The 12,174-nt window shown below is 34.5% G+C and carries 12 protein-coding genes, 1 tRNA gene and 1 other RNA gene; 13 read left to right on the top strand and 1 reads right to left on the bottom strand.

Annotation, left to right across the window (positions count from 1 at the left end):
* Window positions 1-253 precede the first annotated feature (253 nt).
* The 4 genes from rpmE (at window position 254) to ffs (ending at window position 1,703) form a co-directional block, all read left to right on the top strand.
* On the top strand, window positions 254-463 hold the full coding sequence (rpmE, locus tag SPJ17_RS03200) for a 50S ribosomal protein L31 (RefSeq protein WP_321092689.1): 210 nt from the start codon (window positions 254-256) through the stop codon (window positions 461-463).
* A gap of 81 nt (window positions 464-544) precedes the next feature.
* Entirely contained in the window at window positions 545-1,135 is a 591-nt protein-coding gene (locus SPJ17_RS03195; RefSeq protein ID WP_321092687.1) for a thymidine kinase, read from the top strand.
* Window positions 1,122-1,592 (top strand): tRNA adenosine(34) deaminase TadA, encoded by a 471-nt coding sequence (gene tadA / locus SPJ17_RS03190; protein WP_321092685.1) that lies wholly within the window; start codon window positions 1,122-1,124, stop codon window positions 1,590-1,592. Before SPJ17_RS03195 ends, tadA begins: the two co-directional genes overlap by 14 nt.
* 18 nt (window positions 1,593-1,610) lie before the next feature.
* Window positions 1,611-1,703, top strand: an RNA gene (gene ffs, locus SPJ17_RS03185) — signal recognition particle sRNA small type.
* Between the two features lie 38 nt (window positions 1,704-1,741).
* Here ffs and SPJ17_RS03180 read toward each other — a convergent pair.
* Window positions 1,742-3,514: an aminopeptidase P family protein gene (locus tag SPJ17_RS03180; protein WP_321092683.1), complete on the bottom strand. Its 1,773-nt coding sequence runs from the start codon at window positions 3,512-3,514 to the stop codon at window positions 1,742-1,744.
* Window positions 3,515-3,634: 120 nt separating this feature from the next.
* Between SPJ17_RS03180 and SPJ17_RS03175 the strand changes: the two genes are divergently transcribed.
* From SPJ17_RS03175 to SPJ17_RS03135, 9 genes are all read left to right on the top strand, one after another.
* Window positions 3,635-4,360 (top strand): CvpA family protein, encoded by a 726-nt coding sequence (locus SPJ17_RS03175; protein ID WP_321092681.1) that lies wholly within the window; start codon window positions 3,635-3,637, stop codon window positions 4,358-4,360.
* Window positions 4,361-4,480: 120 nt separating this feature from the next.
* Complete coding sequence (locus SPJ17_RS03170; RefSeq protein ID WP_321092679.1) at window positions 4,481-5,284, top strand: hypothetical protein; 804 nt, start codon at window positions 4,481-4,483, stop codon at window positions 5,282-5,284.
* A gap of 27 nt (window positions 5,285-5,311) precedes the next feature.
* Window positions 5,312-7,279 carry a transketolase gene (gene tkt / locus SPJ17_RS03165; RefSeq protein WP_321092678.1) on the top strand — a complete coding sequence of 656 codons (1,968 nt, stop codon included), beginning with the start codon at window positions 5,312-5,314 and terminating at the stop codon, window positions 7,277-7,279.
* Window positions 7,280-7,448: 169 nt separating this feature from the next.
* Window positions 7,449-8,684 carry a hypothetical protein gene (locus SPJ17_RS03160; RefSeq protein WP_321092676.1) on the top strand — a complete coding sequence of 412 codons (1,236 nt, stop codon included), beginning with the start codon at window positions 7,449-7,451 and terminating at the stop codon, window positions 8,682-8,684.
* A complete protein-coding gene (locus SPJ17_RS03155) occupies window positions 8,674-9,000 on the top strand; it encodes a YolD-like family protein (protein WP_321092674.1) in 327 nt (108 codons plus the stop codon). The genes SPJ17_RS03160 and SPJ17_RS03155 overlap by 11 nt, the downstream gene beginning before the upstream one ends.
* Before the next feature lie 70 nt (window positions 9,001-9,070).
* Window positions 9,071-10,951, top strand: coding sequence for a tRNA uridine-5-carboxymethylaminomethyl(34) synthesis enzyme MnmG (gene mnmG, locus SPJ17_RS03150; protein ID WP_321092672.1), 1,881 nt, complete (start codon window positions 9,071-9,073; stop codon window positions 10,949-10,951).
* Complete coding sequence (rsmG, locus tag SPJ17_RS03145) at window positions 10,952-11,650, top strand: 16S rRNA (guanine(527)-N(7))-methyltransferase RsmG (RefSeq protein WP_321092670.1); 699 nt, start codon at window positions 10,952-10,954, stop codon at window positions 11,648-11,650. It abuts the gene before it with no gap.
* Window positions 11,650-11,814 (top strand): DUF951 domain-containing protein, encoded by a 165-nt coding sequence (locus SPJ17_RS03140; RefSeq protein WP_321092668.1) that lies wholly within the window; start codon window positions 11,650-11,652, stop codon window positions 11,812-11,814. The genes rsmG and SPJ17_RS03140 overlap by 1 nt, the downstream gene beginning before the upstream one ends.
* Before the next feature lie 132 nt (window positions 11,815-11,946).
* A tRNA-Tyr gene (locus SPJ17_RS03135) sits at window positions 11,947-12,030 on the top strand.
* The last annotated feature ends 144 nt before the right edge of the window (window positions 12,031-12,174 follow it).

Here is a 12,174-nt window from a genome sequence, read left to right as displayed (position 1 = left end):
ATTTAATGCCATATGATTTAAGTAGTCAGTTTCCTGAAGAGTATCAGCTTTATTTAAATGCAAAGAAGCTTGGTTTAATAAAAGAATATACAGCAGATGAAATAGAAAAGATTAAAAGTAGTATTTAATATTTTAAAGTAAGAAACACAAGAAAAATAATTTTTGCACTTGCAATCTATAAATTCCTATGTTAGAATACTATAGACTTTCTATGACATTAAGTCAGTCATGGCGGAAGGAGTGTAATGTAGACATGAAGAAGAATATTCATCCAAATTATAAGACAGTTACTGTCACTTGTACTACATGCGGCGCAACATTTGAAACAGGATCTGTATTAGATGAGATCCGTGTTGATACTTGCTCAAATTGTCATCCATTCTTTACTGGTAAGCAGGCATTTACTCAGGCAGATGGTAGAGTTGACAAGTTCAATAAGCGCTACGGTTTAGATAAAAAGTAATAGAGTAATTGGAGTCCTAAGGGCTCCTTTTTTCTTTCGCTTTATGATATAATGAATTGAATTTTAAACGTGAGGTATTCTATGAATTATTATGAGGGTAAAAAAGGCTGGATTGAGGCAATTGTTGGTCCTATGTTTGCAGGAAAGACAGAGGAATTGATCAGAAGATGTAGAAGAATGGATTATGCACATAAGAACTATATGGTATTTAAGCCTGTAATTGATAATCGTTATTCCTACACGGATGTTGTAAGCCACAATAAAAAATCCGTGCATGCCTATGCGATAAGAAATGGAAGTGAATTGAGGAGCCTATTAAAGCCTGAAACACAGGCGATTGTAATTGATGAGGTTCAATTTTTTGATGAAGGCTTTTTTAAGGATATATATGATCTTGCTAATTTGGGATATAGAGTAATATGTGGTGGACTTGATACGGATTTTAGAGGAGAGCCCTTTGGTATTATTGGTTCTATTTTAGCTGTTGCTGAGGATGTAATGAAGATTACAGCAATTTGTGTATGCTGTGGAGGAGAAGCAACAAAGACGCAAAGAATTATTAATGGAAGACCTGCATATTATGATGATCCTATTATTTTAGTTGGAGAAAAGGAATCCTACGAAGCAAGATGCAGATGCTGTCATGAGGTATTATACCGTGATAAAGAATGATGAATATTATATGAGGCTTGCGCTTAAGGAAGCAAAAAAGGCATACGAAATCGATGAGGTACCTATTGGCTGTGTTATTGTATATAAGGATAAGGTTATCGCAAGAGCTCATAACGAAAGAGAAAAAAAGAAATCCTCTTTAGCTCATGCAGAGATTCTAGCAATTTCTAAGGCTTGTAAAAAGCTTGAATCCTGGAGGCTTGAGGATTGTACCTTATATATTACACTTGAGCCATGTGCTATGTGTAGTGGTGCAATAATTCAATCTAGAATTCCTAAGGTCATTTATGGTGCATATGATTATAGGTTTGGTGCACATAAGTCTATTACGAATTTGTTTGATGTAAAATTTAATCATATGGTCGATATAAGAGGCGGTTTAATGGAAGAGGAATGTAAGAATCTAATCACTTCATTCTTTAAGGAACTACGTGAGAAAAAAACTTGCAATTCCTAAAGCATTATGCTAGAATTATAAGCGTCCTTAACCAAGCATTTAAGGTGAACCAGGTCAGGATCGGAAGGTAGCAGCCTTAAACTGGCGATGTTGTGGTTAAGGCACTTTTTTATTTATAAAAAAATCCCGAATTTTTCGGGATTATTTTTTTAAATTTTCTTTGTATATTCTTTAAGCCATTCAACCTCTTCCTTAGTTAGGTAAGGTGAAATCTTATCATATACCATTTGATGGTAATTATTTAACCATTCCTTTTCAATATAGGTTAATTGTGATTTTTGAATTGCATCTAAATCTATTGGACAATAGGTAATTGTTTCAAATTTTAAGAAGGTTCCATATTCATTCGTTGCACCCTCAACACATAGCATTTCATTTTCAATACGGATACCATATTTATCCTTTAAATAGATACCTGGCTCGTTAGTTGTAATCATACCAGGTAGGATTTCTTGGCCACTTGGCTTGCTTGGAATACTCTTCCATCTAAAGTTATTTGGTCCTTCGTGAACAGAAAGTAAATAGCCAACACCATGGCCAGTACCACACTTATAATCTAAATCTAATTGCCAAATTGGACCTCTAGCTAAAATATCTAGATTTAATCCTGTACAGCCCTTTAGGAAAACCGCACTTGCAAGTGCAATATTCGATTTTAATACTGTCGTAAAATGCCTTTTCATTTCGCTAGAAACATTTCCCATAGCGAAGGTTCTTGTGATATCTGTTGTACCCTCTAAATAGTGTCCACCAGAATCTACAAGCAAAAAACCATTCCCTGTAATTTTTGAATTCGTTTCAGGAGTAGCAGAATAATGCATCATAGCGGCATGCTCCTTAAATCCACAAATCGTATTGAAGGATAAATCGACTAAGCCTTTATCTAATCTTCTTAATTCCTCAAGGTAATCTGAAACAGAAATTTCACTCATTTCCTGGCCTTCCTTATAACCAGTCTTTAAGTAATACATAAATTTTGTCATTGCAACGCCATCCTTGATGTGCGCTTTTTTTATGTTTTCGATTTCCGTTGGATTTTTAATTGCTTTTAATAAAAGAGATGGATCCTCCTTATTTATAAGCTCATTATTGTTGCATAAGCCTTGATATAATTGGTAATTTACCTTATTGAAATTCATTAAGATCTTTTTACCCTTGATTTGGCTTAATTGATCATAAATGTCAAAATATTCTTTTGTATGGATATCATTTTCGTTTAAATATTTATCGATAGAATAATCGATTTTAGCAGAATCTACATATAAGGTTACACTATCTAAGGTAATGATGGTATAGGCCAAAAATACTGGCGTGTGGGAAACATCATTTGCTCTTAGATTGTATAGCCATGCTTGATCCTCTAAAGAAGATAAAATATGAACATCTGCTCCATATTCCTTCATTTTCTCCCTGATCTTTTCAAGCTTTTCTAAATAAGTCATTCCAGCAAACATCTTATCTAGCTTATAGATTAAAGAATAAGGAAGTTTAGGTCTTTCCGTCCATACTTGACCTAATACATCAATATCAGATACGAATTTTGCATTTGGAAGCTTATTTTTTAAGGATAATACATCTGATGTGGGAAGAACTCTACCATCAAAGGCAATCGTTTGCTTGTCCTTCATAAAATCCACTAAGAAATCCTCTAGAGGTTGATCCTCACCCATCTTCATTAGCTTAACGTTATTTCCTTCAATTTCATTTGCGGCTTGAATGAAGTATCTACCATCCGTCCATAGGTAGGCATTTTCCTGCGTTACAAGTAAAGTACCTGCAGAACCAGTAAATCCAGAAAGGTATTCTCTTCCTTTAAAATAATTGCTTACATATTCACTATTATGGAAATCACCAGTAGGAATAATATAGGCATCCATATTGTATATTTTCATTTGATTTTGAAATTTTTCTAACTGTTCCATTTTTTATCACCCAAAACAATTATACACTAATTTGTTCTTGACAAAAATATGAAAATATTTTTAAATCATTATGCAATAGCATATATTCTATGTGCTATAATGAATTAGGGAGGCGATAGAATGGATTGGGGTTTTACTGGTCTATTAGATGTTCTTATCATTCTTTTTGCTTTAATTAATATATTCCTAGGCTTTAAAAAAGGATTTATGAACAAAATGCTATCCTTTGTGGGATTTTTTTCGATTCTCATTTTTGCATTTTTCTTCTGTACACAGGTAGCCTCATGGTTTCATGGAGGAAAGCTATTCCTCTCTATTGAGAGTGGATTTGCAAACAATATTTCTGAAAGATTAGGTGGGGTCGAAGGAAAATCTTGTGCAGATGTAGTTTCAGCTGCAACAGGAATACCTACTTGGATTACTCAATTTTTCGCTAATGCAATGGGAAATCCTTCTGCAGAAGAGGCTGTGAATACAGTTTCTACAACATTAACTTCATGGATTATGAATGGCATTGCATTTGTAGGAATTGTCATTGTGGGATTGATTTTAATTGGTATATTAAAGCTAATTGCAAAGAATTTAAGGAGCATCACTGCAGTCAAAATTATGGATGGTGTGTTTGGTGTCGTATTATATGTAGGCATTTATTTTGCTATATTAACTGGTTTATTTGCTCTACTTAATTTGATTATGAGCCAAAATTGGGAGTGGCTTTCTGGTGTTACAAATTGGTTTAGAACAGATATGCAGCTTGATACAGATAAATTTAGAATTTCTAAGATTTTATATGAAAATAATTTCTTTGTTAAATTCTTTAGCGCTATCTTTGGCTGGTGGCAATAATTTAGGAATAATAGGTGGAAGACTAATGAATTGGTTTTCCACTTTTATTTTGCATTCCTTTATGCTATAATAAGATAGATTTTTTGAAGAAAGGATATCTTTTAGATATAAGGTGAAAATATGAGAATAAATCCAAAGCTATATGCTGTTGCAGAAGGAAAAACTCCAGTAGAGGTTCAGGAATTTGATGATAGAAAAATTGAAGTATTCCTTATGGATGACCTTGAGGGTGTAAAGGATGAATATGTTCTTGGGAAAGGACAGTTCGCTGTATGGAGCTCTGTTGATGGCACAAATTATAGATTATATATTGAAAATGGCTATTATCAAGAGGTTACTCCATTATATAGTCAGCCTGTAAATAAGGTATGGATTGAATTTTGGGATGTAACAGATGGAATTTCAAAGAAATTTTCTCGCTTCATTATTTATCCATTAATGATCATTGCTGTTGTATTATGTGTTTTATCCTTAGTTTTACAAAATTATATGGGAAATTGGGGTTCTTGGGTTATCATTGGTGTATTAATCCTATTATTTATTATTATGATTGTTTCTAATTCTGTAACAAAGAAGAAGATTGGTGAAGAAAATATTAAGAGTCGTCAGAAGATTGTTGAATTCTTTGGCCAGGATGAATTTAATGCATTAATTGATAAGCAAAAGGCTTATATGGATAGCTATTTTGAAAATCTATACCCACAAGAGGAAGCTACAGAAGACTCTGCAGAAGAGGAAAATGTAGAGGTAGATCTAGAAAAGGATGAAGAAGCCACTCTAGATGAAGTTGTAGAAGAAGAGGCTGAAGAAGTTAAAGAAGAAGCTGTTGAAACTGAAGAAGTTGTTGAAGAAAAGGCTTTAGAAAAGGAAACTGTAGTAGAAGAAGAAAAGGTATCTGCTATAGAAAATGCAAAAGAAGAATAAAATATAGCAGACAAAGGGGTTTATAAGATGAAAGCTATAGATACAAGATGTGTAAATGCACTAAGAGTATTTGGTGCCGAAATGATCACTAAGGCAAAAAGTGGTCATCCTGGTATTGTCTTAGGTGCTGCGCCTATTATTCATACACTATATACAAGACATATTAGGGTAAATGCAGAGGATGAAAAATGGTTTAACCGTGATCGTTTTGTATTATCTGCAGGACATGGCTCTACATTGCTTTATATGATGTTACATTTATCTGGCTTTAAGGTAAGCTTAGATGATTTAAAGAACTTCCGTCAAAAGGGAAGCTTAACACCAGGTCACCCAGAATATGGTCATACCTCTGGTGTAGAAATTACAACAGGTCCTTTAGGACAGGGTGTTGCAACAAGTGTTGGTTTAGCAATTGCTGAAAATTATATTGCTGCAAAATTTAATAAGCCTAATTTAGATATCATGAATCACTATACCTACGTATTATGTGGTGATGGTGATTTACAGGAGGGTGTAGCTTATGAGGCTATGTCCTTAGCAGGACATTTAGGCTTAGGAAAGCTTATTGTTTTATATGATTCTAACGATATCCAGCTTGATGGTGAGGTTTCATTGGCCATGTCCGATGACACAGAAAAGAAATTTGAGGCATTAGGCTGGCAATATTTAAAGGTTTCTGATGGCAATGATGTTGATTTAATTGATGATGCTATTAAAGAGGCTAAGAAGAATATTGGAAAGCCTACCATCATTGAAATTAAGACAACCATTGGATTTGGTGCACCAAATAGTGGCGAATCCTCTATTCATGGTAAGCCAATGAGCAAAGAGGATATTACTGTTCTAAGAAATAATTTAGAATATGATGAGCCTGAGCTTGAATTCCCTGATGATGTAAAAGCATTCTATGCTCAAAATGTTAAGGAAAGAGGATATCAGGCTGATTCCGATTGGAATGAATTATTATCTGTTTATTCACAGGATTATACTAAGGATTATGCAGATTTCTTAAATTTCATGGATGAAACCTTTGAAATTGAAAACATTGATTCTATTCCTACATGGAATCCTGGTACAAAGGAATCTACTCGTAAGGTTATGGGTAAGGTTATCGATTGGTTATCTTCGGAATTACCTAATATTGTTGGTGGTTCTGCTGACCTATGCTCATCCACGATGGTAAAGGGTGCAGACGGAAACTATGGCACTCAAAATCCTTTAGGAAGGAATATTCGCTATGGTGTACGTGAGCATGCGATGGCAGCTATTACCAATGGTATTACACTTCATGGTGGCTTAAGAGGATATTGTAGCGGATTCTTCGTATTCTCTGATTATTTAAAGCCTGCAGTAAGACTTGCTGCATTAATGCATTTACCATCCTTATTTTGCTTCTCACACGATTCCGTTTGTGTAGGAGAGGATGGACCTACACATCAGCCAATTGAGCAATTGACGATGTTCCGTTCCACTCCAAATGTAAATACAGTAAGACCTGCAGATGCAAAGGAAATGACATCCGCATTAATTCAAGCCTTTGGAAAGAATACCTATCCAACTGTAATTACTTCCTCTCGTCAGGCAGTATTAAACCTAGAGGAAACGAGTGCTGAAGAGGCAAAAAAGGGTGCATATATCGTATATACTCCATCTAAGCCTGCTAAGAATGTAATCATTTCCTGTGGTACAGAGCTTGCTGCATGTATTGATGCTGCCAAGGCATTAGAAGAAAAGAAGGTTTATGCAACCGTTGTATCTATGCCATCTCAATTCTTATTCGATCAACAAAGCGAGGAATACAAAGAAACTATTCTACCTAAGAATTTAAGAAAGGTAGCTGTAGAGATGGGTGCAACTATGTCTTGGTATAAATATGCAGACATTGTAAAGGGTATTGATACCTTTGGTGCATCTATGCCAATTGATGAAATCTATGCTACCTATGGATTTAGAGTAGAGGATTTATTTGATTATTTCAAGAGCGTATTAAAGTAATGGAAGCGACTTCGGTCGCTTTTTTATTTATTAGTAAATTTAAAACTCTATTTATTATTACTATTCGTATATATTTGTATTAAGTAGGAATAAAAAAATTAAAATATTTTTATAATAGACATAAATAATGTCAAAAACACATGTAAACTATCTATAGAGGTGGTAAGTTATGTATTTGTGTATCGACATGAAAAGTTTTTTTGCTTCCTGCGAATGTGTTATACGTGGGTTAAACCCTATGAGCATTCCGCTTGCTGTAGTAGATGATAGAAGAGGGGATGGTGCGTTAGTTATGGCTGCAACTCCCGCACTAAAGGCTTATGGTGTTCCATCTAGGTGTAGGCTATATGATATTCCAAAGGATATATTTTTTATTCGTGCAAGGCCTAGAATGAAATATTATATTCATTATGCCAAAAGAATTCATGAGATATTTTTACAATTTGTTAGCGAGGAGGATATATTAGTTTATAGTATTGATGAATCCTTCTTGAAGGTAGATTCTTATATGTCTATTTATGAAACACCTAAGGCATTAGCCTTAAGAATAATGGCAAAAATCAAAGAAGAGCTTGGTCTATATTCCGCTTGTGGTGCTGGAGATAATATGTATTTAGCCAAAATTTCCTTAGATATAATGGCAAAAAAGAATAATGGCTATTATTATCTATCTGAAGAAGGTTTTAGGTCTAAGCTTTGGGATCATAAGCCGATTACAGATTTTTGGATGATTGCAGAAGGTATTAAAAGCCACTTAGCAAGGCTTGGTATTTATACCATGCGAGGCATTGCAAATGCACCACTTTCCTTGCTTAAAAAGGAATTTGGCGTTTTGGGTGAGGAAATGTACCTTCATTCCTTAGGAAAGGAAAATGTAGAGTTAGATATGGTATTAGAATATGTACCAGAAAATAAGAGTATTTCTAGAAGTCAAATTCTATTTATGGATTATTCTAAGAGCGAGGCATGGATTCCGCTAATGGAAATGATGTATTTAATTACTATAAAGATGTGTGCTATGGATGTTGATGCAAAGGGGGTATCCTTCTTTGTAGGATATAATCATCATGCGAATAAAGATGCCATATCTAAAAATATTACATTTCCTATAAGGCTTAGAAGCTTTATTGAAATCAAAAAAATACTCTATTTGGCCTATATGAAATATGTAGAAGAAGGTCCCATTCGATCTATTGGTATTTCCCTCTTTGGGGTAAAAAGAATAGAGGCAAGGCAATTATCCTTATTTTATAGCGATGATAAAAGATATATTTCCTTGTCTAAGGTTATTCATAGTGTTCATGAGCTTTATGGCAAAAATAGCTTAATTCCTGCGACTGCATTATATGAAAAATCCACCTTAATTTATAGAAATGCTTGTATTGGAGGACATAATGAAGAATAAAAAAGCGTCGAGATATTTAGCCTTTGATGCTCTAAAGGGCTTAAAGGAGGCAATTGTTTCCGTAGACGAATTTACAGCAAAAGAAAAATTTCCATATATCAGTGAAGAGGAAAGAAATGAGATGGATATTCTCATTTATAAATCCTATTTAAGAAAGGAAGCTATTTATATATCCTATTATTATAAAGGAAAAATAAAAGAGATATGTGATGTCGTATGTAAGATAGATGCAATCCATCATAGGTTATTCTTGATGATTCATGGTTCTATTCCCTTTGCATCCATCACTCAGTTAAGACTTAAGGATTCAATCTGAAATCTTTTATTGTTTATAAAATTGAAAAGTGGTATTATAAATAGGAACTATTTAGGAGTTGGTGTAAATTATGTATGATGTTATTGTTGTAGGGGCAGGTCATGCAGGCTGTGAGGCTGCAATGGCAGCCGCTAACATGGGGCTTAAGACCTTACTCGCTACAGGAAATTTGAATATGACAGCATCTATGCCATGTAATCCATCGATTGGTGGCCCTGCAAAGGGTGTAGTTGTTCGTGAAATTGATGCCTTAGGTGGCTATATGGGTAAGAATGCAGATTTATGCCAAATTCAAACAAAGATGCTAAATCGCAGCAAGGGGCCTGCCGTATGGGCTTTAAGATTCCAATGTGATAAATTGCTTTATGCAAGAGAAATGCTAAAGCATTTAAAAACAGTAAATAATCTGGATTTAGTTGAAGCTATTGTAGAGGATGTTTTAGTAGAGGATGGTAGCGTTAAGGGTATTACCCTTGATAATGGGGAAAATATATATTCTAAGGCTGTTATTTTAACTACAGGTACATACCTTGATTCAAGAATTTTAAGAGGACACTGGACAAGCAAAGAAGGCCCAGATGGACAAAAGACATCTAAGGGTATTTCTGATGCATTAAGAAGAATGGGCTTTACCATTCAAAGATTAAAGACAGGTACTCCTGCAAGAATTAAGGCATCTACGATTGATTTTTCTAAGGTAAGTGTAGAAAATGGTGATGAAACCACTTGGCATTTTAGCCATGATAAGGGCTATGAATCCTTAACAGGTGTAAAGGCACCATGCTATTTAGCATATACAAATCAAGAAATACACGATTTAATTCGTGCAAATTTAGATAAATCCGCAATGTATGGTGGAGTAGTTGAAGGTATTGGCCCTAGATATTGTCCATCCATTGAGGATAAAGTAGTAAGATTTTCTGATAAGGAAAGACATCAAATCTTTTATGAACCAGAATCCTTAGAAATTGACCAGGAATACATCCAAGGCTTTTCTACCTCAATGCCAGTTGAGGTACAGGATAAAATGATAAGATTATTACCTGGGTTAAAGGATTGTGAGGTCATAAGATATGCATATGCCATTGAATATGACGCGATTGATCCGCTTGAGCTTTGGCCAAGCCTTGAAACGAAGCTTGTAAAGAATTTATTTACTGCAGGCCAAATTAATGGTACATCTGGCTATGAAGAGGCTGCAGGACAGGGCTTAATGGCTGGCATTAATGCCGGGTTAAAGGTACAAGGGAAAGACCCATTAATTTTAGGTAGAGATGAGGCCTATATTGGTCTTATGATTGATGATTTAGTCACCAAGGGTACAAAGGAGCCATATCGATTATTAACCTCAAGAAGCGAATTTCGTTTATTATTAAGACATGATAATGCGGATTTAAGATTACGTGAAAAGGGTTATCAGGTTGGTTTAATAAGTGATGTGCAGCATGAAAGATTTTTGCGTAAGGTTAGGGCAATAGAGGATACAAAGAAATTCTTTTTATCACATAAGATTAAGCAGCAAATTGCAGATCCAATTTTGGAATCTATAGGTTCTATGATTCTTTCGGAAAGCACAGCCTTAGCATCTATTTTAAAAAGACCTGAAGTTACCTATAAGCATATTTTAGAAATGCTTGATAAGGAAGGTATTGCATTAAATGTCGATTATGATTCCATAGATGAGGTACTTGAGCAAGTAGAGATTAGCTTTAAGTATGATGGATATATTCGTAAGTCCTATGAGATGGCCGAAAGAATGAAAAGCTATGAGGCTATGACGATTCCTTCCGATATAAATTATGATTTAGTAGATAATATTGCCCTTGAGGCAAGGGAGAAGCTAAAGAAGGTAAGACCACTTACTATGGGTCAGGCTTCTCGTATTTCTGGCGTTAACCCGGCAGATATTTCTGTTTTATTTGTTTATGTTGAAAAATTAAGGAGAATGTAGATGAACTTTAAAGAGGAGCTTTTAAAACTAAATATTGAATTGAGCGATGAAGCCTCTTCTAGGTTTGATCTATATTACAAAAGATTAATAGCGGTAAATGAAGTGATGAACCTAACGGCAATAACAGAGGAGCAAGAGGTGTATAACAAGCATTTTTTAGATTCCTTAATGATTGTAAAGGCATTAGACTTAAATAAGGAATTTACCTTATGTGATGTAGGAAGTGGGGCAGGATTCCCATCTATTCCATTATCTATAGTATCGAATAATGCTAAGGTTACCATTATTGATGCACTAAATAAGAGAATAAAATTTTTAAATGATTTAATTTTAGAACTCGGACTAAAGAATGTTATTGCTTTACATGAAAGAGCAGAGGATTATGCCAAAACAAAAAGAGAATTTTTTGATGTTACAACCGCAAGAGCTGTCGCTAGATTAAATATATTATCCGAATTATGTCTACCATTAACTAAGGTAGGTGGCTATTTTATAGCTATGAAGGGCCAAGGGGGCAATGAGGAAATCAAGGAAGCTTTTAAGGGGATTGAAATATTAGGTGGACATGTAGAGAAGGTAATTTCATTAGAATTACCTGATAGCGCGGGCGCGCGAGATATTATAATAATAAAAAAGATAAAGGAAACTCCCAAAAAATACCCAAGAGCTTTTGCAAAGATAAAGGAGAGACCGTTATAATGTACGAATTAGATCAAATTGTAAAAACAAAAAAACCACATGTGTGTGGTTCTAATGAATGGAAAATCGTTCGTCTTGGCGCGGATATTAAGCTAGAATGCCAAGGATGCGGGCGTATAATTATGCTTGCAAGCTATGAATTAGATAAGAGAATAAAAAAATAACAAAGTGCCCTATTCGAGGGCATTTTTTAACATAAAAAAATAAATGAAAATTTTATAAAATTGTTGTTGACAATGAAAAATCGCTATGCTACAATAAAAAGGCACTGCGACATTTCGCAGTTTGATATACATGGTCAGGTAGCGAAGAGGCTAAACGCGGCAGACTGTAAATCTGCTCCTTAGGGTTCGCTGGTTCGAAACCAGCCCTGACCACCATGATTAGGTCTTTGAAAACTATATATGACGAACGAAAACGTGTAGAATAAACGAACAAGCAATTCTTTTATTTAGAAGAAGAATGAGCAAAAAAGATTAAAACAAACAAAAAATAAATTTTTGGAGAGTTTGATCCTGGCTCAG

The organism is Anaeroplasma sp. (assembly GCF_034179385.1).
Lineage (GTDB): Bacteria > Bacillota_I > Bacilli_A > Acholeplasmatales > Anaeroplasmataceae > Anaeroplasma.
Note: the sequence above shows the minus strand (reverse complement) of the source record. Positions and strands in the feature narration are given on the sequence as shown.